This is a genomic window from Rathayibacter sp. AY2B5 (assembly GCF_002931645.1).
In the GTDB taxonomy this organism is placed as follows: domain Bacteria; phylum Actinomycetota; class Actinomycetes; order Actinomycetales; family Microbacteriaceae; genus Rathayibacter.
The window spans coordinates 108,863-130,214 of record NZ_PSUE01000007.1; the positions used below are offsets into that span (position 1 = coordinate 108,863).

The following is a 21,352-nucleotide window of genomic DNA, read 5'->3' on the forward strand; positions in this document are numbered from 1 at the left end:
AGGGGGCGCCGTCGTGTCCGGGGCGCTCCGCCGGCCTCAGGAGGCGGAGCGGCTGAGCGTCAGCGCGGCCTGCTCGCGGGTGGCGTAGCCGCATTCCTCGGCGAGGCGGGCGAAGTCGGCAGGGCCCCGCCGCCGCAGGCCGATCCGGCGCCGGAGGGTGCCCGCCCGGCGCGTCTCGATCTCCTCCGCCGGCGTGCGGCCGAGGAACGCGAAAGCCTGCGCGAGCATGCGGGGGCAGACGAGCAGCTCCCGGGCGAGCACCGCGGCGGAGAACGCCGGGTCGCGGTGGCGCGCCTCGATCACCGGGATCGCCTCCGCGTAGACCTGGTCGGCGCTCCGGGTCCGGACCCGCGGAGCGCTGTGCTCGACGATCCCCTCCAGCAGCAGTTCGCTCGCCCGCCTCACGCCGGCGGCCCCGAGCACGGCCGGATCGCCCTCGATCAGACTGTTGGCGAGGGCACGGGCAGGCGTCCAGACCGACTCGCGCACCGGCACGACCTCGTTGATCCGCTCGCGGACCCACCGGTGCTCGAGCACGGCGGCGTCGAAGCTCCAGGTGTACGAGAGGGTGGGCCGCCGGTAGTCGATGCGCACCGGGACCCTGGCGTCGAGGAGCAGGACGCTGTTCGGCGTCGCCTCGAGCACGCCCTCGTCGAGGACGACCTCGCCCCCGCCCTCGACGATCAGGGAGATGTGAACGCCCACCGGCCTGTCCGCCCTGTCGACCGACGGCGAGAGGGCGACCCTGATCCCGTTCGGCCCCCACACCCGCGTCAGCGCGAGTCCCGGTCCGTCCGCTGCGTCCATCCGCAGACCGGGAGCGCCCGTCCCGCGCTCGTCCCCTGCGCGAGCGAACGCCTGCATCCGCTCCTCTGCGGCCCCCATCTCCCGCCTCCTCCGCGTCGAACGAACAGAATCCCTCATCTGTCGATCACCGCCGGACGTTCGCACGGATCTCCCAGGCCTCCGCGCCTCGCGCTCGGAATCCGGCCGCACGCCGTCGCCGGACCGGGAGGACGGCCACGGGGACCGTCGCGGTCAGCGGCGCTGGGAGAGCCGCCACAGCGCGCGGCGAGCGCTCCCCTCGGAGGCGAAGCCCGCCTCCTCGGCCGAGCGCGCGAAGTCGGCCGTCGCCAGGGACCGCCCGCCGATCAGGAGCAGGAGGGTGCCCGCCCGGCGCCGCTCGAGCTCGTCGTCGGCCGTCCGCCCGAGGAAGGAGAACGCGCGAGCCAGCGTCAGCTCCGACACCAGGAGCTCGCGGGCGAGCCGGGCGGCGGTGAAGGCGGGATCGCGGTGGCGCTCCTCGATCAGGGCCATGGCCTCCCCGTAGACGTCCTCGGCGCGGGGACGCCTGCGCGGTGCGGAGCCCTCGACCAGCTCCTTCAGGAAGGCCTCGCCCGCCCGGGCGACGGCGGGCTGCTCCGCCAGAGCGGGGTCGCCGTCGAGGAGACCGTTCATCAGCGCCCGCGCCGGGGCCAGGAAGCAGCCGGCGACGGGCAGGACCTCGCCGAAGCGCTCCGTGATCCAGCGCTGCTCCAGCGCCCGCTCGCCGAGCACCCAGGCGTAGATCACGGTCGAGCGGGGGAAGCGCGCCCCGGTCCGCGGCTCCGCGTCGATGACCACCAGATCACCACTGCCGCACTCGAGCATCCGTCCGTCCTGTCGGATGCGTCCTCCGCCCTCGACGACCAGCAGCAGATGCGCGCCCGGCGGGCAGCGCGACTGCGGCTTCTGCTCGAGAACGCAGCCACCGGGGATCCACAGTCTGGCGATCTCGAAGCCGAGCGAGCCCGTCGCCTCGACCCGCAGTCCAGAACGGGCCTCCACGCCGTTCCAGTGCTCGGCCATCCGCCGGTACATCTCGGCCGATCTCGACCTCATCGGGCGCCCCCTCCTCGCGGGCACGCTGACGCCTCACCACAGGAGTGATTCGCAGCCCGCGCGTGCTCCGTTTGTCACAGGACCGGTCACAGCGGACGGCGACGCTCCCGCTCACCGCGCCGGCGGCGCCCCGGCGGCAGCGTGCGACCGAGGGGATCACCGGGTCAGGAGGGCGATCGCGACTCGGGACGGCGCCGGAGCCCACCACTCCCTCCTCACGGCGGCGCCACTTCCTCCTCACCTGCCCCCGAGCGCTTGGGCCGACCGCCCGCCCGCGGGAAGACTCCCCAGCGGTACGGCGCCCGTCGTACCCGCCGAAGCGCCCGAGCGGACGACGACCGTCCTCCGAGCAGGCCGCCGGCGAGAAGACAGACCGAGGAGCTTCACTGTGACTTCCGACAACTCTCCCGCTGAGCAGGGTCCGCTGAGGCGACGCACCGTCGTCGCCGGCGCCACCTGGTCCCTGCCCGTGATCGCCGCAGCGACGGCCACCCCGGCCGCCGCCGCCTCTGCCACGCAGACCCTCGTGTTCAGCTCCATCCCGACCATGATCGCGTGCATGCCCAACACGGCGCCGATCACGCTGACCCTCACCGGCGGCACCGTCGCGAACGTCCCCGTGCGGGTGAACACCCCGCCCGGCTTCCGCTTCGGAGGGAGCGGGACCGACACCTTCGTGACCGACGCGAACGGAGTCGCCACCATCCCGGTCGGCGGCGTCATCGCGGGCCCCTCGACCGGCTCGGCCCTCGCCTTCGGCGGCTCGGCGAAGACGAACGCCCCGTTCCCGGTCCGCCAGACCGGCGACCTGCAGTACAGCACGGGCCTCGCCACTGTTCCCGAGAACTCCGGATTCATCCACACCTCCTCGCAGGGTGTGAACGGCAACGTCTCCGTCAAGGCGAACGGCGACATCTGGCAGTACCGGCGGTCGGACGGCTGGCAGAAGCTCGGCACGGGCGCCTCCACGGAGCCCAGCACATCCGGGCTCACGCAGCAGCCGGACGGAACCTACAACGCGCACTGGATCAAGGACGGAGTCCTCCAGTACGGCAAGGCGCTCGCGACCGTTCCGAGCAACTCCGGATTCGTCCGCACCTACGGTCAGGGCGCGGACGGGAACGTCTCCATCAAGTCGAACGGCGACGTCTGGCGGTACAACCGCCAGACCGACGAGTGGACCCTTCTGGGCACCGGCGCCAGCACCGAGCCGAGCGCGGCCGGCATCTCCGCGAACCCGGCCGGGACCCTGAACGTCCACTGGATCAAGAACGGAGTCCTGCAGTACGGCACCGCAGCGGCCACCGTGCCGACCAACTCCGGATTCGTCCGCGTCTACGGCCTCGGCACCCGCGGCACGATCGCCGTGAAGTCGAACGGCGACATCTGGCGGTACACCCCGCAGGGCAACGTGTGGGACCTCGTCGGCACCGGAGCCAGCACCGAGCCGAGCGCCGCCGGACTGACCCAGCGGCCGGGCGGGACGTTCGAGATCCACTGGATCAAGGACGGGGTCCTGCAGTACGGCACCCGGCTCGCGACCGTTCCGGAGAACTCCGGGTTCGTCCGCACCTACGGTCAGGGAGCGGATGGGAACGTCTCCGTGAAGGCGAACGGCGACATCTGGTACTACAGCACGGCGCAGAACACGTGGACCAAGATCGGCTCCGGTGCCAGCACCGGCCCCGATGCGGCCGGGATCACCGCCCAGGGAGACGGCGCGCTGAACCCCCACTGGATCAAGGCGAGAACCGACTGCCGCTGATCCGCGCCCGGCGGCCCTCTCCGCCCGCGTCCTGCCGGACCGCGGGCGAGGAGGGCCGCCTCCGCCCTCCCGCCGAGGACGGGCGCCTCGTCCGAGGAGGAACGCGCCACCCCGTCTCGGCGCCCCTCCCCCGGCCTAACGTGGTCACCGCCCGCGCACCCCGTCCCCGCTGCGAAGGAGCCCGGTGACCGCTTCCGAGCAGCCGGCCGCCCCGCGCGGTCTCGTCGAGACGCTGCAGCTGAGCGGTCCCCGCGTGGAGGCGTGGCTGAGGAGCCTCGGCTGGGCGAGCGACGGAGCTCCGCCCCTGCACCTCGCCGGGGACGTGCTCGCCGTCGACGGCTTCCGGCTGAGCCGCCTCTGGCACACACCCGGCACGCTCCGGACCGACCCGCCCCTCCCCGCCCCCGACCGGGCCGAGGTCGACCTCATCGTCCCGGTCGCCGGCGAGATCGTCGTCGACGGCCCTCTCGAGGCCGCTCGTCTGCGGCCCGGCGGGCTCGCCCTCCTCCAACGCGACGACTCCGCTCGGTTCCGGGCGGAGGAGGACTCCGCCTGGCTGGCGCTGAGGACGTCCTGGGGCAGGCTCGGCCTCACGAGCGCACAGTCCGACGGGCCGTCCTGCACCCTGCTCGCCGCCGACAGCTACAGCGGCGCCTTCGTCTCCCTCGTCAACGCGACCCTCAACGCGGACCTCGCGGCGGGCGATCCCGGCTTCAGCGAGCTGCGCCGGGCGCTCGAGGCGACCGCGTCGGCCCTGATCAAGCAGAGCCTGCCGCCCGCCCGTCCGGAGGACGGACTCGAGGGCGTCCTCCTCCGCGCGATCGCCGTCATCGATGCGGAGGCGGGTGACGCGGACTTCACCGCCGGCGTTCTCGCGATGCGGCTCCGCGTCTCGCGGGCGACGCTGGACCGCGCCTTCCACCGCCGGGGCACGACCGTGGCCGCGACCCTCCGCGAGCGGCGCGTGCACCTCGCCGCGTCGCTGCTCGCCGCGAGCCCGTCGCTCTCGCCCTCGGCTCGCGCGGCCGTGGCCGAGCGGGCCGGCTTCCGGACGCTGAGGGCGATGGACCGCGCGCTGAGCCGTTCGCGCGACGTCGACCGCGGCTGATCCGACCGGACATCGGCGTACGCGTCGCTCGAGGATGCACTCGGGATTCATCGAACCGGTTCGCCTCTCCTCTGGAGTGTCGGGAAATGATCCGGTTAGGCTCTTCACGTTGTCGTCAACATAGTGTTACCGTGAACATTGCCGCGTACGAAACCGGCACACTCCCTCCCCTCAGCAATGGTGCCGACCCTGGAGCAAAGCGCGATGAAGCCTTTCCTGCGACCACTCGTCCTCGTGACGGCCGTGGCCCTCACCGTCCCCCTTCTGACGGCCCAGTCGGCGAGCGCAGCTCCCTCCGACAGCCTCGTCCTGCGCTACGCGCTCGACGAGACGAGCGGCACGACCGTCGCCGACAGCTCGGGCAAGGGCCGCACCGGCACGCTCGTCAACGGAGCCGCTCCTCGCGGAGCCGCGGGCGTCGCCCTCGACGGGACCGACGACTACGTCAAGCTGCCCGACGACCTGCTCGCGGGCCTGAACTCGATCACGGTCAGCACCGAGGTCCTGGTGAACGCGAACCAGGGCACGCCCTACTTCATCTGGGGCCTCGGCAACACGACGAACGGCGCCGGGAACGGCTACCTCTACACGACGGGCAACGGCTACAAGGCCTCGATCGCCACCGGCAACTGGACCACCGAGCAGACCGTCAACTCCAACGCGAACCTCGCGCGCAGCGTCTGGAAGACCCTCACCTACACGCTCGACGACGCGAGCGACACCGCACGCCTCTACCTCGACGGCACCCAGGTCGCGCAGCAGACAGGAGTGACCATCACTCCCGCCGCGATCGGCAACGGCACCACCACCGCGAACGCGATCGGCCGCTCCGTCTACACGGCGGACAAGACCCTCGCCGGCTCGGTCCGCGACTTCCGCGTCTACAGCACGGCGCTCAGCGCGGCCGACGTCGCGACCCTCCAGGCCCCGGACAGCACGCGCGTCTCCCGCGACTCCGCCGCCCTGGACCTCGGGAGCCTCTCCTCGGTCTCCGCGAACCTCACCCTCCCGACGACCGGCCCCAACGGCTCCGCCATCGCCTGGGCCTCGAGCAACTCCGCGGTCGTCTCGACCAGCGGAGTCGTCACGCCGCCCGCGACCGGGGTCGCCTCGGTCGAGCTGACCGCCACGACCACCCGCGGCTCGGCCACGGCCACCCGCACCTTCACCGCCACCGTGCCCGCCAAGGACGTGAACGCCGACGCCCAGAAGGCGCTCGACGCCCTCTCGATCGTCAACTCCGGCGACGTCCGCGGCAACGTGACGCTGCCCGCGAAGGCCGGCTCCTACGACGTCGCCTGGTCCTCCTCGAACACGGCCGTGCTCAGCACGACCGGCGTCGTGAAGCGCCGGTCCGCCGCCACGCCCGTCACACTCACCGCGACGATCGCCGGCACGACTGCGACCCGGCAGCTGCCCGTCACGGTGACCGCGGCTCCCGCGGACCTCGACACCGAGTACGACGCGGGCTACCTCTGGACCCACTTCGCCTCGACCGACTACGAGAAGATCTACTTCGGCTCCAGCACCGACGGTCTGCACTGGTCGAAGCTCAACAACGACAAGGCCGTGCTCGCCAACCTCGGCGGCACCCTCGGCGTCCGCGATCCGCACCTCGTGCGCTCCCCCACCGGCGACGAGTACTGGATCATCGGCACCGACCTGCACGCCGAGGGCACCGCTCCCGGCGGCACCTGGGACCAGACCAACGCGAGCAAGAACCTCGTCGTCTGGCGCTCGACGGACCTCGTGAACTGGAGCGATCAGAGCATCGTCTTCGCCGGCTTCCCCGACGCGGGCAACGTCTGGGCTCCTGAGGCGATCTGGGACGACGCGACCGGCCAGTACTACGTCTACTGGGCCGCCCGCGACAAGACGCTGACCGGCGGGGCCTCCGCCCAGCGCGTCTACGTCTCGACCACGCGCGACTTCGTCGGCTTCTCCACCCCGAAGGTCTGGCTGGACGAGAACCCCGCCGCCGGCGGCGGGAGCCGCGGCAGCATCATCGACACGACCATCGCGAAGGAGGGGGACACGTACTACCGCTTCTCCACCGCCGACTGGCGCACGGTCGTCGACAAGGCCCCGAGTCTCGCCGGCCCCTGGACCCGCGTGATCGGCTTCGGCGAGGAGAAGTCCCGCGGCCTCTCCGACCACCTCGAGGGCCTCACCGTCTACCAGCTGCCCGACGGCCGCTGGGTCGTCATGGGCGACTCGTTCGGCTACTCCGCCTACGTCACCGACACCCTCGCGGACATGCGGTTCACGGCGCTTCCTGTCGGCACCACCGGCGCGAACACGTACTCGTTCTCGAAGCCCTTCCGCCACGGCTCGGTGCTCCGCCTCTCGAGCGCTGAGGAGGCGCGCCTGACGGCCGCCTACGGCACCAGCAGCACCGGCCCCGCCGCGAAGCCGGTCAACGCGGCCGGCGAGATCCTCCGCTACACCTTCGACGGCGGCTCGGGCACCACGGTGCGCGACAGCTCGGGCAACAACCAGAACGGCACGCTGCCCTCGGGTGGCACCTGGAAGGACGGCGCCCTGCAGCTCGACGGCACCGACGACTACGTCAAGCTGCCGAACGACCTGCTCGCCGGAGTGACGGACCTCACCATCCAGTCCGACGTCTGGATCGACCCCGCGCAGGGCGGCGCCTACTTCCTCTACGGCCTGGGCAACACCACGAACGGCGCCGGCGACGGCTACCTCTTCACCTCGGGCAACAACTACCGCACCAGCATCGCGACCGGGAACTACACCACCGAGCAGACCGTCGCCGGCGGCTCGGCCCTCCCCCGCGGCACCTGGGCGCACCTGACGTACACGCTCTCCGGCACCACCGGCACGATCTACCTCGACGGAGTGAAGGTCGCCAGCGGCACCGTCACGACCGACCCGAAGGACATCGGCGGCGGCTCCACCTCGGCGAACTACATCGGGCGCTCGAACTACGACGCCGACAACCGCTTCCGCGGCCAGATCCGCGAGTTCTCGGTATACAACCGGGCCCTCAGCGCCTCCGAGGTGCTCGCCGCCTCCGGCAACACGTCGGCCCTGGTCGACCTGTCGCTCAGCGGCGACGTCCTGAAGACGGCCCCGATCGTCGACTCGGCGAGCAGGACGGTCACCTTCCCGGTGAAGCCGGGGACCGACCTGACGAAGCTCACCCCGACCTTCTCCACCGCGGCCGGCGTCACGGCGAGCCCCGCCTCCGGCACCGTCCGCGACCTCTCCACCCCGCAGACGGTCGTGCTCACGCCCGCCGCCGGCGGCACCGCGACCACCTGGACCCTGAAGGCCGTCGTCATGAAGTCCCCCGTCCTCGCAGGCCTGAACGCCGACCCGAACATCGCGGTCTTCGGCGACACCTACTACCTGTACGCGACCTCGGACGGCTTCGCCGGCTGGGGCGGCAAGACCTTCTACGCCTGGTCCTCGAAGAACCTCATCGACTGGACCCGCTCGGAGCAGCCCTTCCTGACGCTCGACGGCGCGAACGGCAACGTGCCGTGGGCGACCGGCAACGCCTGGGCGCCGACGATCATCGAGAAGAACGGGAAGTACTACTTCTACTTCTCCGGCGAGAACTCCTCGCTGAACCGCAAGACGATCGGAGTCGCCGTCTCGGACAGCCCGATGGGCCCGTTCACGGCGCAGCCGACCGCGATGATCACCAACGGCGAGTCCGTGCGGTCCGGCCAGGCGATCGACCCCGCCGCGTTCACCGACCCGAAGACCGGCAAGAGCTACCTCTTCTGGGGCAACGGCGACCCGCTCTACGGGGAGCTGTCCGACGACATGCTCTCGATCAAGACCGGCACGATCAAGAAGATCAGCGGCCTGACCGACTTCCGCGAGGGTGCGTTCCTGAACTACCGCGACGGTCTGTACCACCTCACCTACTCGATCGACGACACCGGCTCGGAGAACTACAAGGTCGGCTACGCCACCTCGACGAGCGTCGACGGACCGTGGACCTACCGCGGCGTGGTCCTCGAGAAGGACACCTCGCAGGGCATCCTCGCCACGGGCCACAACTCGATCGTCAACGTGCCCGGCACGGACGACTGGTACATCGCCTACCACCGCTTCGCCATCCCCGGCGGAGACGGCCAGCACCGCGAGACGACGATCGACCGGGTGACCTTCGACAAGACGACCGGGCTCATGCAGAAGGTCGTCCCGACCCTCACCAGCGTCGCCGCGCAGACGATCGTCGACACCGCGCCGCTCGCAGCCTCGATCACGGGGAAGGCGACGGTGGGCAGCACGCTGACCGCCTCCGCCTCCTCCCCGTGGACGGCGACCGGCTTCCAGTGGAAGCGCGGCGGGACCGCGATCAGCGGGGCGACGGCGTCGAGCTACACGCTCACCGCCGCCGACCGCGGAGCGACGATCTCGGTGGCCGTGACCGCCGCGAAGCCGCAGTGGACGCCGGCGACGGCCTCCGCCTCCGTCGGTCCCGTGACCGACTCGGCACCCGCGATCGCCGTGACCACGACCTCCACGACGCGCTGCGTCGCCGGGAGGATCGTCGTCACCGCGACCGCCACGAACCCGAACGCCTTCGCTGCGAAGATCGTGGTCGGCACGACGTGGGGCTCCAAGAGCTTCGCCGACGTCGCTCCCGGCGCCACCGTCTCGGCCGCCTTCACCACCCGGGCGACGAGCGTGACCGACGGATCCGCGACCGCCACGGCGACCGCGTTCGTCAACGGGAAGCCGGCCACGGCCTCCTCGACCGCCCCCTACTCCGCGGCCGGCTGCAGCTGACCCGCGGGCACGACCCACACCCACTGAGATCGAGCCGGCGACGACGCCGGCCGGAGAACGGAGAACACCCGACATGAACACCCGATCCCTTCTGATCCGCGGAGCCGCCGGACTGGCCGGAGGCGTCCTCCTGCTCGGAGTCGCCGGAACGGCCTTCGCCGCCGACACCAACTACGGCAGCGACGACGTCGACGTCAACGTCGACATCGCCGACCTCCCCGGGACCGGCGCCCTCTCGATGACCGTCGCCGGCGACTCGACGACCCTGGCCGAGGACGGCTCGGACAACGTCCGCCGCCAGTTCACCGGCACCCTGCCGACCGTCACGGTCACCGACACCCGTGACGCCGAGGACGTCTCCCCCGACTCCGCCTGGTACGTCCTCGGCACCGCCGACGCCTTCACCTCGGCCGACGGCTCCATCATCGGCGCCGAGAACCTGGGCTGGGCCCCGGCTCTCGTCGACGGCGGCGACCTCGGCGAGGTCGCCGCGGGCCAGGTCGTCGACACCGCCATCGACGGCGGCGCCAACGGCCAGGGCCTGAAGAACGAGGAGCTGCTCGCGATCGTCGCCAGCAACTCCCAGCAGGTCAACCCCGAGGGCTCCTGGAGCGCCGACGCCGACCTCTTCCTCCGCACCCCCGTGAACGTGGACGCCGGCGCGTACTCGTCCACCATCACCCTGTCGCTCTTCGAGTGACCCGTCGCGGCCGGGGGACGCACTCCCTCGGCCGCGATCCCACCACGGCCGACGCGGCCGGGCCCGCCCGCCCGGCCGCGTCGTGCTTCCCCCGTGCGACCATGAGGTTCTGATGACTGCTCCGCGCCGCTCCGCCGCTCCCCGCCGCCCGCTCCTCCCCGCGCTGCTCGCGCTGATCGTCGCCCTCCTCGGCGTGGGGGTCGCTCCGGCGGCCGTCGCGGCCGACGGAGCGATCACCTGGGCGGTCAGCCCCTCCACCGACGGCGTCCCCGACAAGCGCGCGTGGGTCGAGCTCGAGCTCGCCCCCGGCGCGAGCGCCTCGGACGAGGCGGTCGTGCGGAACCTCAGCGACCAGCCCGTGACCTTCAGCATCACCAGCGCCGACGGCTACTTCACCGACACCGGCCGCTTCAACATGCTCAACTCGGACCAGGAGTCGGTCGACGCCGGGCTGTGGATCTCCGCCCCCGAGACCGTGACCGTCGATCCGGGCAGCAGCGGCGTGGTGCCGTTCACCGTGACGGTCCCCGACAACGCCACCCCCGGCGACCACGCCGCCGGCATCGCCGCCTCCGTGCTCTCGCAGGGCACCGAGGCGGGAGGTGCGAACGTCGGAGTGGAGAGCCGCATCGGCTTCCGCGTGATGACCCGCGTGACCGGCGAGGTGACCCCCTCCTTCTCCGTCGAGGACCTGGCCAGCGACTACCGCCTCTCCTGGAACCCGTTCCAGCCCGGCTCCCTCTCGCTCGTCGCCGACGTGGTGAACACCGGCAACGTGCGCCTGCTGCTCGACGGCACGGCGAGCGCCCAGGGCGCCACCGCCCCCGTCGTCGCGGCCGACGCGCCCCAGCAGGAGCTGCTGCCCGGCGACCGGCGCAGCGTCTCGGTGCAGCTCGACGGCATCTGGCCCCTCTTCGGGGTCGGCGCCGACCTGACCATCGCACCGACCGTCGCCGCCGCCGATCAGGAGCCGGTCGCCACCGCTCCCGTGACGGAGTCGATCACGGTCGCCGCCGTGCCGGTCCCGCAGCTGCTCGTGATCCTCGGCGTCGCCCTCATCCTCGCGGCGCTGCTCGCCGGGCGCTCGCGCTCGCGCCGTCGCATCGCCGCCCTGGTGCAGCAGGCCAAGGAGGAGGGCCTGCGCGAGGGCGCGCGCGTCTCCTCCTGAGCGCCCCCTCCGCACGCTCCCTCCCCCCTCCCTGCCGCCGAGGGGCCCCGGGCCGTCGAGGGGACCCGCTACACCGGGTTCCCCCGACGGTCCAGGGTTCGCTCACCGCGCGGCCATGCGTCAGAGTGAGCGGATGACCACCACCTCCCTGGAGGCGTCGACTCGGCGTCTCGGCCTCATCGCGCTCATCGCGACCCTCGGCGGCCTCCTCTTCGGCTACGACACCGGCGTCATCAACGGCGCCCTGGAGCCGATGTCGGCCGAGCTGGGCCTCACCGCGCTGACCGAGGGGGTCGTCACCAGCTCGCTCCTCTTCGCCGCCGCGATCGGCGCGATCTCGGGCGGACGCCTCGCCGACGCCCTCGGGAGGCGGACCACGATCCGCCTGCTCGCCGTGCTCTTCCTCGTCGGCGCCCTGGTCTGCGTGGTGGCGCCGGGCTTCGGCGTGATGGTCCTCGGGCGGGCGGTCCTCGGGCTGGCCGTCGGCGGCGCCTCGGTGGTCGTGCCGATCTACCTCTCCGAGATCTCCCCCTCCGAGATCCGCGGCTCGCTCGCCGGCCGCAACGAGCTGATGATCGTGATCGGCCAGCTCGCCGCCTTCGTGGCCAACGCCGTCATCGGCACCGTCTGGGGCGAGCTGCCCGGCGTCTGGCGGATCATGCTCGCCGTCGCCGCGCTCCCCGCCGCCGCGCTCCTGCTCGGCATGACCCGGGTCCCGGAGTCGCCGCGCTGGCTGATCGCGCACGGCCGCCGCGACGAGGCGCTCGACGTGCTCACGACCATCCGGACGCCCGACCGGGCCCATGCGGAGGCGGAGACCATCGCCCGCTCGATCGGCGCGAAGGACGGCCCGAGGATCCCCCTGCTGCAGGCGCTGCGCGAGCGCTGGGCGGTGCGCATCCTGCTGGTCGGCATCGGGATCGGAGTCGCCCAGCAGCTCACCGGCATCAACTCGATCATGTACTACGGCCAGTCGGTGCTGAAGGAGGCGGGCTTCGACCACGACGGCGCGCTCGTCGCCAACATCGCACCCGGGGCGATCGCCGTGATCGGCGGCCTGATCGGGCTGCGGCTCATGCAGACGATGAACCGCCGCACGACCCTCCTGCTCGGCTACTCCCTGACCACCGCGATGCACTTCATGATCGGCATCGCCTCCGTCGCGCTCCCCGTGGGGAACCCGGCGCGGCCGTACGTGATCCTGGTGCTGGTCGTCGCGTTCGTGGGGAGCATGCAGACGTTCCTCAACATCGTCACCTGGGTGATGCTGTCCGAGATCTTCCCGCTGCGGATCCGCGGCGTCGGCGTCGGCATCGCGATCTTCTGCCACTGGATCACGAACGCGGTGCTCGGCCTGTTCTTCCCCACCCTCGTCTCCGGCTTCGGCATCACCGGAACGTTCTTCCTGTTCGGCGCCGTCGGGCTGCTCGCGCTCGTCTTCATCTGGAAGCGCGTGCCCGAGACCCGCGGCCGTGCCCTCGAGGAGGTCGAGGCGGGCGTCGTCTCCGGCGAGCTCCTGCGCCGCTGACGCCCGTCCTCGGTCTCCGCCTACTGGTAGGTGACGAGGTCGGGGAGGGGGCGGACCTCGGCCATGGTCTCGGCGGGGGTGAGCATGGGCGCGTCCTCGTCGTAGAAGTTCTTCCAGCCCCAGCCGATGCCCTCGGGGGCGCCCTCGTGCAGCGCGTCCCAGGTCGCCTGCTTGTCGGGCTGCGAGCCCTGGCCGTCGACGTGGATGAGGAACTCCAGCTCGGGCCGGTCGCGGCGGATGCTGTCGCGGTCCTGCAGCATCGACAGCCGGAACTGGTGCAGCACGAACATCTTCGGCGGCAGCCCCTCGCTCTGCACCAGGTCGGCCAGCCACTCCGACACGCTGTCGACCTCGGCGGCCGAGACGCGCCCGATCTGCTGCAGCGGCTTCTGGCCGGGCAGCAGGCGCCACTCCGGGTCGAGCGCGAGGCCGACGTTGGGCAGCGACAGGAGGTCCGCGTACTGCTTCGCCTGGGTGAGGAAGTCGGTCAGCCCCGACTGCAGGTCGAGCACCACGTACATCCCCGCCGCCTGCGCCGCGTCGATGTAGGGGCGGATGTCGGCGGCGTCGAGCTCGTTGGAGTAGTCGCCGTCCTTGCCGGGGTCGCCCGCCGCGACCGTGGTGATGATCTCGAGGCTCGGCACGACCTGCTTGTCGGTGAGCGCCCGGTACGGCTCGGCCACCGCCTCCGCCCGAGCGATCGTGGGCTCGAGGCCCTGCTCCCCCAGCACGCCGAGGACGGGAGCGCCCGGAGTGCCGTAGATCGCGACGAAGAGGTGCCCGCCGAACATCCGCTGGCCGCCGCCCGGCAGCTGCCAGCCGCTCGCGGCCGCGCGCACGGCCCACTCGGGCTCGGGCTGGGCGGCGAGCACGGGGCCGAGCAGCAGCGTGCAGGAGGCGTCGGCCTCGGCGATCGCGGTCACGGCTCCGCCCGAGGCGAGCAGGTCGTCGCCGTCGACCACGGTGACGGGTACGCCGGCCGCGCGGGCGGTCGCCAGAGCGGCGACGTCGGCGTCCTGCGCGCGGGCGAGGGCGTGCAGGCCGGTCAGGGCGTCGGCCCGGGCCGGGAGGGCGCCGAAGGGAGCGTCGGAGGCGGTGGACGGCGCGGCGGCGGCGAGGTCGGCGAGCGCCAGGTCGGTCACGGTCAGGCCGGACGCGGTGCTGAGGGCGGCCTCGTCGGAGGCGGAGGCGACGACGTCGACGCCCTCGGGCGCGGTGACGTCGCCGATCGCGAGCACGCGGGTCACGCCGAGGCGGGCGAACTCGGCGGCGAGGGCGTCGGAGGTCGGAGCGGTGGAGGACGGAGCGACGGACGGGGTCGCGGAGTCGGACGGCGTCGCCGAGTCCGACGGCGTCGCGGAGTCGGACGGCGTCTCGGAAGCCGTGGATCCCGCGGCCGCGGCGTCCGCGGTCGGGGCGGCCGTCGCTCCGGATCCCGCCGAGCCGACCAGCAGCGGCACGCCCCAGGCGATGCTCACCTGGGCGGCGCGCAGGCGGGACTCGGCGACGTCCTCGACCAGGACGACCAGCGGAGCCGAGGCGAACAGGGCCGCGCTCGCGGCGAGCGCGTCCGGGGCGAGCGCCACCGGCCCGCTCGGAGCCGCGGTGCGGGTGCGGGGCGCCTCCTGCTGGGCGTCGTCCGGAGCGGAGGAGTCGGGCGTGCAGGCGCTGAGCAGCGGGAGCACCGCGAGACCGCCGATCACGACGCTGCGGCGCGAGAGCCCGGAGCGGGAGGGGACGGAACGGGGTGTCGAGGGCATGGCAGGCCTCTCCTCTCGGAGCCCGATCGGGGCTCTCTGGTGCGTGGCTGGTCCTCTCGACTATCGCAGGCTCGGCGGCGGTGAGCGCCGAGGGGGCCGTCCCGGGCGCGCCTCCGAGGCCGTCCGGACAGGCAGAAGGGGAGCGGCGCCGCAGCACCGCTCCCCTTCGAGTGGCTGGATCAGACCGTGCGGGGGGCCTTCGCGAGGTTGGCCTCGAGCTCCTCGCGGTTCTGCCGCACCACGTAGGCGGGGCGGTCGCGCTCGACGCGCCACGACTCGCTCAGCGGCGTGATCGCGACGGTGTCGAAGCCGATCCGGTCGTAGAGGTCGGTCACGAAGTGGATCGCCTCGGGGTAGTCGCTCGACGTCGCGAGAGCGCGGCGGTCGGGCGTGCCGGCCGGGGTGCCGTCGGTGGTGATGTCGGCGGCCATGATGTGGTTGAACGCCTTGACGACCTTCGACTCCGGGAGGTGCTGCTGGAGCATCTCGCTGGTCGTGGTCTCGCCCTTGTCGAGCGCCTCGATGCGGCCGTCGCGCTCGAAGTAGTAGTTGTTCGTGTCGAGGACGATCTTGCCGGCGAGCGGGGCGACCGGCACCTCCTCGAGGTTCTTCAGCGGCACCGTCACCACGGCGATCTCGGCAGCCTCGGCCGCCTCCTGTGCCGTGGCGGCGCGGGCCTTCGGGCCGAGCTCCGCGATGAGGTCGGCGAGGGTCTCGGGGCCGCGCGAGTTCGCGATGACCACCTCGTCCCCGAGGGCGATGACCGCCCGTGCGACCTGGCTGCCGATGTTGCCTGCTCCGATGATTCCGTACGTCGTCATGCTGAGGAGAACGCGGAGGATGCCCGGGCATTCCGCTCTGCGGCGTTCTCCCACGCCGCACCCAGGTGGGCCCGTGCCTCCAGTAGCCTCGATCCTCGGGCGCCGCTGCCCGAGAAGGAGTCCGTGATGCCGCAGTACGACCTCCCGCTCGACCTCCTCGAGCAGTACGCCCCCGAGATCGCCGAGCCCGCCGGGTTCGCCGAGTTCTGGCGCGACACGATCGCCGAGGCGAGGGCCGTCGCGACCGAGCCGCGCCTCGAGCGGGTCGACGCCGGCTTCGGACTGCTCGACACCTTCGACGTCACCTACTCCGGCTTCGGCGGCCACCCGATCCGCGCGTGGCTGATACTCCCCCGCGGCGTCGAGGGCCCCCTCCCCGGGCTCGTGACCTTCATCGGCTACGGAGGCGGCCGCGGGCAGCTCGCGGAGTGGACCGCGATGTCGGCCGCCGGCTACGCGCACCTGGTCATGGACACCCGCGGCCAGGGGTCCGGGCACCGCTCCGGAGCGACGCCCGACCCGGTGGGCAGCGGGCCGCACGTCTCCGGCTTCATGACGCAGGGCATCGAGTCGCCCGCGGAGCACTTCTACCGCCGCGTCTTCACCGACGCCGTCCGCGCGCTCGACGTGCTGCGCGCGCACCCCGCGGTCGACGCCTCCCGCGTGGCCGTCTCGGGCGGCAGCCAGGGAGGCGGGATCGCTCTCGCCGTCACCGGGATCCTGGGCCTGCTCGGCGAGTCGGAGTCGGCGCGCGCCGCGATCGTCGACGTGCCGTTCCTCTCCCAAATCCCGCACGCCGTCCGGCTGGTCGACACGATGCCGTACGGCGAGATCGTGCAGTACCTGCACACCCACCGCGGCGCCGAGGCGCGCGTGTTCGACACCCTCTCGTACTTCGACGGCACCTCCTTCGCCCCCTACGCGCAGTCCCCCGCGCTGTTCTCGGTGGCGCTCCGCGACGACATCTGCCCGCCGTCCACCGTCTACGCCTCCTACAACCGCTATGCCGGACCCCGCGAGATCCGGGTCTACCCCTTCAACGGCCATGAGGGCGGCGAGGCGTTCCAGATCGGCGAGCACGTGCGCTTCCTGGGGCGCGAGCTGGCGTAGGAGGAGGAGCCGCCCGGTCGGTGGGCGGGGGCGGTGCGCCCCGGCGCATCACCCGATCCGACTCTCGATCATCGCGCTGCCGATGCGGTCCTCGAGGTCGGCCAGCTCGTCGAGGACGTCGCCGACCACCCAGACCTGCCGGGCGCCTCGACGGGCGTCGCTTTGTGACGCCGTGCGTCGCGCTCGGTACCCGTTCGCTGCTCTTCTGGGCACTATCGACTCCATGACCCGCCAGATCCGCTTCAACGCCTTCGACATGAACTGCGTCGCCCATCAGTCCTCGGGCATGTGGCGCCACCCCCAGGACCAGTCCTGGCGCTACAAGGACCTCTCGTACTGGACCGACCTGGCGAAGCTGCTCGAGCGCGGCACGTTCGACGGCATCTTCATCGCCGACGTGCTCGGCACCTACGACGTCTACGGCGGCTCGAACGAGGCGGCGATCCGCCACGGCGCGCAGGTCCCCGTCAACGACCCGATCCTCCTCGTCTCGGCGATGGCCGCCGCGACCGAGCACCTCGGCTTCGGCATCACCGCCGGCACCGCCTATGAGCACCCGTACCCGTTCGCGCGGCGCATGTCGACGCTCGACCACCTGACGAAGGGCCGCGTGGGCTGGAACGTCGTCACCGGCTACCTCCCCAGCGCCGCCCGCAACATGGGCCACGAGGACCAGCTCGAGCACGACGACCGCTACGACGTCGCCGACGAGTACCTCGAGGTGCTCTACAAGCTGTGGGAGGGGTCGTGGGAGGACGACGCGGTCGTCCGCGACCGCGAGTCCGGCGTGTTCACCGACCCGGCGAAGGTGCACGAGATCGGGCACCGCGGCAAGAACTTCACCGTCCCCGGCATCCACCTCTCGGAGCCGTCGGTGCAGCGGACCCCCGTCATCTACCAGGCGGGAGCGTCGCCGCGCGGCATCCGCTTCGCGGCGGGCAACGCGGAGGCGATCTTCGTCGCGTCCTCGACGAAGGCCGGCCTGAAGGCGACCGTCTCGCGCATCCGCGACGCCCTCGAGGCGGCCGGCCGCGACCGCTACTCCGCGAAGATCTACACGCTGCTGACGATCATCACCGCCGAGACCAGCGAGGCCGCGCACGAGAAGCACCGCGACTACCTCTCCTACGGGAGCGAGGAGGGGGCGCTGGTCTTCATGTCGGGCTGGATGGGCATCGACCTGTCGCAGTACGACCTCGACGAGCCGATCGGCAACGTGAAGAGCAACGCGATCCAGTCGGCCGTCGCCAACTTCCAGGAGGCGAACGAGGACGGCTCGGAGTGGAAGGTCCGCGACATCGCCAAGCTCAGCGTGATCGGCGGGCTCGGCCCGTTCGTCGTCGGCTCGCCCGCAGAGGTCGCCGACCACCTCCAGGAGTGGGTCGAGGAGACCGACGTGGACGGGTTCAACCTCGCCTACGCGATCACGCCCGGCACCTTCGAGGACGTGGTGGAGTTCATCGTGCCGGAGCTGCGCAGCCGCGGCGCGTACCCGGAGGAGTACGTCAAGGGCAGCCTCCGCCAGAAGCTGCACGGCCGCGGCGACCGGCTGCCGGAGGAGCACCTCGGCGCCGGCTTCCGCTACGCGCCGGCGGCGGTCTGACGACAGGGGGCGCCGGGCGGCCGGTGGGGGCGGGGGTCTCCACAGGCCGCTCCGCGGCCGCGCCGGACGCACGAGCACCCCGCCGCGATGCGCGACGGGGTGCTCGTGACGTGCGGAGGGGCTCAGCCCTCGAAGGTGGCGTCGAGCGTGATGTCTACTCCGGTGAGCGCCTTGCTGACGGGGCAGGTCTCCTTGGCCTCGTCGGCGGCCTTGAGGAAGGCGGCCTCGTCGATGCCGGAGACCTCGCCGCTCACGACGAGCTTGATGCCGGTGAGCTTGAATCCGCCGGCCGAGTCCGGGCCGAGCGAGACGTCGGCGCGGACGTCGAGCGCCTCGACGGTGCCGCCGGCCTGGCCGAGGACGGCCGAGAACTGCATCGCGTAGCAGGCGGAGTGGGCGGCCGCGAGGAGCTCCTCGGGGCTGGTCGAGCCGTTGGCGTCGTCGGCGGCGCGCTTGGGGAACGAGACGTCGTAGGTGCCGATCTTCGAGCTCGAGAGCTCGACCTGGCCCTCGCCGGTCTCGAGCGAGCCGTTCCAGGCGGTGCGTGCGGTACGAGTGGGCATGAGTCCTCCTTGGGGGGCGGGGAGAACAGTAGAACGATCGTTCTCCCCTGATGTGCCGAGCCTAGGTGGAACGCGCGGCGTCCTGCAACCACCGGCCTCGGACCCTCGGCGAGATGCCAGTCCGGCGCGCCTCCGTCGGCGTGTCGCGTACGGGAGCGGCCTGTCGCGGAGGAGAGGACGGCCGCCAGGTCAGTGCACGAGCTTCAGGCCGACGACGCAGCCGACGATCCCGAGGACCAGCAGCGTGCGCACGAGCGAGAAGCCCTCGCCGCCGAAGAACATGCCGTAGAGCACGGTCAGCGAAGCGCCGATCCCGACCCAGACCGCGTACGCGGTGCCGGTGGGCAGCTCGCGCATCGCGTAGGCGAGGCCGGCCATGCTCGCGACGACGCCGACTCCGAAGACGACCGACGGGCCGAGCCGGGTGAACCCCTCCGACTTGCCGAGGGCGGTGGCCCACACGGCCTCGAGGACACCGGAGAGGATGAGGACGATCCAGGACATGACAGCTCCTACGAGTCAGTCTTGTCGCGTTCCGGGTACTGCTCCCTCGTCCGGTCGCCGTCATCGGCTCCGGACAGTCTGCCCGTGCGCGCTGGGCAGGCCCTGGGCAGCGCGCGGCGGGGGCGGAGCCGCCGCGACCGCGACTCCGCCCGCCGCCGTCAGCGCGGCTGAGCCGGGTTCGTCGGCACTCCGTGCGAGGGCGGATTGATCGGCGGACCGGACGTCGCCGGCGAGACCGGCGATCCGGACGACGAGCGGGACACCTCGGGCAGCGACTCCGGCACGCTGCCTGTCGGCTCCGCTCCCCCGCGCAGCTGCTCGAGGCGCGAGTGCAGGATCGTCGTCACCGGCAGTCGGTGCCCGTGCGCCTCCTCGTAGGCGAGCAGCGCGCCGAGGCCGGCCTCGTCGAGCGGGCGGATGCGCTCCGCGAGCGTGGCGAGCGGGATGTCGTTCCAGTCGGGGAGCGGCAGCTCCTCGCGGGAGGGTGTGTCGGTCATTCGTGCTCCTTCCGTTCCCTCCATCCCACGCCTCGGACGGCCGTCCGCCCAGGGGCTTGACCGGTCGCGGGGCGAACGGGGCTCGGCCGAGGGAGGACGGTCGGATGGTGCAGCCGGCCCATCCCCCGCCGGATCAGGCGGTGCGGCGGGAGGAGCGGCGGGTCGCCAGGTGCACGAGGACTCCGACCACGAGGAGGATCCCCGCGTAGAGCCAGACGATCGGGTCCTGCTGGCTGAGGAGCAGCACGCACGAGGCGACGCCGAGCACGGGGATCGCCGTCCACACGCGGAAGTGGTCGTGCTCGACCTTGTCGCGCCGCAGCACGAGCACCGAGACGTTCGTGCTGATGAACACCAGCAGGAGGAGCAGCACCACGGTCTCGGCGAGGGTCGCCAGATCGCCGACCAGAGTCAGGAGGCACGCCGCCAGCGTGGTCACCGCGATGGCCACCCACGGCGTCCGGCGCTTCGGCAGCACGTGGCCGAGCACGTCCGGGAGGAGGCCGTCCTTCGCCATGCCGTAGGTGACGCGGCTCGCCATGATCATGGTCAGCAGCGCTCCGTTGGCGACCGCGACGAGCGCGATCAGGCTGAACAGCCACGCCGGCACCCCGACTCCGCTCGCCGTCACGACGTCGAGCAGCGGGGCGGAGGATCCGGACAGCTCGTCGGCGGGCAGCGCGATCGAGCTCGCGAGGCCGACCAGGACGTACACCGCACCGGCCGTCAGCAGCGAGCCGAACAGCGCGCGCGGGTAGACGCGGCTGGGGTCGCGGATCTCCTCGGCGATGTTGGCCGAGGTCTCGAAGCCGACGAAGGAGTAGTACGCGATGATCGCCGCGCCGAGCACCGCCAGCGCCGGCGCCTGCTCGGAGCTGAGCTCGACCGTGCGGGCGAGGTCGCCGCCTCCGCCCGCCACCAGCAGCGCGACGCATCCGATCACGATCAGCAGGCCGCCGACCTCGATCACGGTCATCACCGTGTTGCTGAGCAGCGACTCCGCGACGCCCCGCGCGTTGAGGCACGCGACGAGGATCAGGAAGACGATGGCCGTCGGCACGGTCGGCACGTCGAGGAAGGTGCCGAGGTAGTCGCCGGCGAACGCGAGCGACAGACCGGCCGCGCTGGTCACTCCGGCCGCGAGCATGGCGAAGCCGACCAGGAACGAGACGATCGGGCGCTTGAACGCCCGCTGCGCGAACACCGCCGCGCCTCCCGCCTTCGGGTACTTCGTCACCAGCTCGGCGTAGGAGCCGGCGGTCAGCAGCGCGAGGCCGAGCGCGAGCAGGAGGGGCATCCAGACGGTACCGCCGACCTCCGCCGAGAGCGTGCCCATGAGGGCGTAGATGCCCGCGCCGAGGACGTCGCCGAGGATGAAGAAGTAGAGCAGCGGGCCGGTGATGCGGCGGCGCAGGGAGGTGCCGCCGGCCTCTCCGGTCGCGGGGGCGTCGCTCGTCGTGGCCATGTCGTCCTCTCGTCGCGCGCTCGGAAGCGAGCACGACGGGCCACGCTAGGGAGGAGGGGGCCGGGAGGTCGAGAAGGTTGACCGGGTGGGGCCGAGGGCGCTACAC

The 21,352-nt window shown here is 72.2% G+C and carries 17 protein-coding genes and 1 riboswitch; of the genes, 8 read left to right on the forward strand and 9 right to left on the reverse strand.

What is annotated here, in order from left to right:
- Positions 1-36: 36 nt before the first annotated feature.
- Positions 37-885: a hypothetical protein gene (locus C5C30_RS07245; protein ID WP_104261072.1), complete on the reverse strand. Its 849-nt coding sequence runs from the start codon at positions 883-885 to the stop codon at positions 37-39.
- A gap of 153 nt (positions 886-1,038) precedes the next feature.
- Entirely contained in the window at positions 1,039-1,881 is an 843-nt protein-coding gene (locus C5C30_RS07250; RefSeq protein ID WP_104269278.1) for a hypothetical protein, read from the reverse strand.
- A gap of 388 nt (positions 1,882-2,269) precedes the next feature.
- Here C5C30_RS07250 and C5C30_RS07255 point away from each other — a divergent pair, with 388 nt between their 5' ends.
- The 6 genes from C5C30_RS07255 (at position 2,270) to C5C30_RS07280 (ending at position 12,923) form a co-directional block, all read left to right on the forward strand.
- The gene (locus C5C30_RS07255) at positions 2,270-3,646 is read left to right on the forward strand and encodes a hypothetical protein (RefSeq protein WP_104333441.1); all 1,377 of its coding nucleotides are present in this window, start codon (positions 2,270-2,272) and stop codon (positions 3,644-3,646) included.
- Between the two features lie 184 nt (positions 3,647-3,830).
- Positions 3,831-4,754 carry a helix-turn-helix domain-containing protein gene (locus C5C30_RS07260; RefSeq protein WP_104269276.1) on the forward strand — a complete coding sequence of 308 codons (924 nt, stop codon included), beginning with the start codon at positions 3,831-3,833 and terminating at the stop codon, positions 4,752-4,754.
- A 204-nt stretch (positions 4,755-4,958) separates the two neighbouring features.
- The gene (locus tag C5C30_RS07265) at positions 4,959-9,527 is read left to right on the forward strand and encodes a family 43 glycosylhydrolase (RefSeq protein ID WP_181131491.1); all 4,569 of its coding nucleotides are present in this window, start codon (positions 4,959-4,961) and stop codon (positions 9,525-9,527) included.
- Between the two features lie 73 nt (positions 9,528-9,600).
- Complete coding sequence (locus C5C30_RS07270; RefSeq protein WP_104255591.1) at positions 9,601-10,227, forward strand: hypothetical protein; 627 nt, start codon at positions 9,601-9,603, stop codon at positions 10,225-10,227.
- Between the two features lie 112 nt (positions 10,228-10,339).
- Complete coding sequence (locus tag C5C30_RS07275; RefSeq protein WP_104333443.1) at positions 10,340-11,395, forward strand: WxL protein peptidoglycan domain-containing protein; 1,056 nt, start codon at positions 10,340-10,342, stop codon at positions 11,393-11,395.
- Positions 11,396-11,528: 133 nt separating this feature from the next.
- The gene (locus C5C30_RS07280; RefSeq protein WP_258065835.1) at positions 11,529-12,923 is read left to right on the forward strand and encodes a sugar porter family MFS transporter; all 1,395 of its coding nucleotides are present in this window, start codon (positions 11,529-11,531) and stop codon (positions 12,921-12,923) included.
- Between the two features lie 20 nt (positions 12,924-12,943).
- Here the strand turns inward: C5C30_RS07280 and C5C30_RS07285 are convergent, their stop codons facing one another.
- Together C5C30_RS07285 and C5C30_RS07290 are read right to left on the reverse strand one after the other, a co-directional pair.
- Positions 12,944-14,683, reverse strand: a complete 1,740-nt coding sequence (locus tag C5C30_RS07285) for a hypothetical protein (protein WP_104333445.1) — start codon at positions 14,681-14,683, stop codon at positions 12,944-12,946.
- Between the two features lie 179 nt (positions 14,684-14,862).
- On the reverse strand, positions 14,863-15,504 hold the full coding sequence (locus C5C30_RS07290) for an NADPH-dependent F420 reductase (protein ID WP_104227021.1): 642 nt from the start codon (positions 15,502-15,504) through the stop codon (positions 14,863-14,865).
- A gap of 126 nt (positions 15,505-15,630) precedes the next feature.
- On the opposite strand from C5C30_RS07290, the gene C5C30_RS07295 reads away from it, so the two are divergent.
- Positions 15,631-16,614 carry an acetylxylan esterase gene (locus C5C30_RS07295; protein WP_104333446.1) on the forward strand — a complete coding sequence of 328 codons (984 nt, stop codon included), beginning with the start codon at positions 15,631-15,633 and terminating at the stop codon, positions 16,612-16,614.
- Between the two features lie 48 nt (positions 16,615-16,662).
- Here C5C30_RS07295 and C5C30_RS17630 read toward each other — a convergent pair whose 3' ends face one another.
- Positions 16,663-16,827 (reverse strand): hypothetical protein, encoded by a 165-nt coding sequence (locus C5C30_RS17630; protein WP_181131493.1) that lies wholly within the window; start codon positions 16,825-16,827, stop codon positions 16,663-16,665.
- 10 nt (positions 16,828-16,837) lie between these two features.
- Between C5C30_RS17630 and C5C30_RS07300 the strand changes: the two genes are divergently transcribed.
- On the forward strand, positions 16,838-18,217 hold the full coding sequence (locus C5C30_RS07300; protein ID WP_104227023.1) for an LLM class flavin-dependent oxidoreductase: 1,380 nt from the start codon (positions 16,838-16,840) through the stop codon (positions 18,215-18,217).
- A gap of 122 nt (positions 18,218-18,339) precedes the next feature.
- On the opposite strand, the gene C5C30_RS07305 is transcribed toward C5C30_RS07300, so the two are convergent.
- From C5C30_RS07305 to C5C30_RS07320, 4 genes are all read right to left on the reverse strand, one after another.
- Positions 18,340-18,780, reverse strand: coding sequence for an OsmC family peroxiredoxin (locus tag C5C30_RS07305; RefSeq protein ID WP_104247811.1), 441 nt, complete (start codon positions 18,778-18,780; stop codon positions 18,340-18,342).
- Between the two features lie 189 nt (positions 18,781-18,969).
- Positions 18,970-19,284 (reverse strand): multidrug efflux SMR transporter, encoded by a 315-nt coding sequence (locus tag C5C30_RS07310; protein WP_104222377.1) that lies wholly within the window; start codon positions 19,282-19,284, stop codon positions 18,970-18,972.
- Positions 19,285-19,293: 9 nt separating this feature from the next.
- A riboswitch (guanidine-III (ykkC-III) riboswitch) is annotated at positions 19,294-19,357 on the reverse strand.
- Positions 19,358-19,442: 85 nt separating this feature from the next.
- Positions 19,443-19,781 (reverse strand): hypothetical protein, encoded by a 339-nt coding sequence (locus C5C30_RS07315; RefSeq protein WP_104247812.1) that lies wholly within the window; start codon positions 19,779-19,781, stop codon positions 19,443-19,445.
- A gap of 133 nt (positions 19,782-19,914) precedes the next feature.
- Complete coding sequence (locus C5C30_RS07320) at positions 19,915-21,246, reverse strand: APC family permease (RefSeq protein ID WP_104333447.1); 1,332 nt, start codon at positions 21,244-21,246, stop codon at positions 19,915-19,917.
- Positions 21,247-21,352 lie beyond the last annotated feature (106 nt).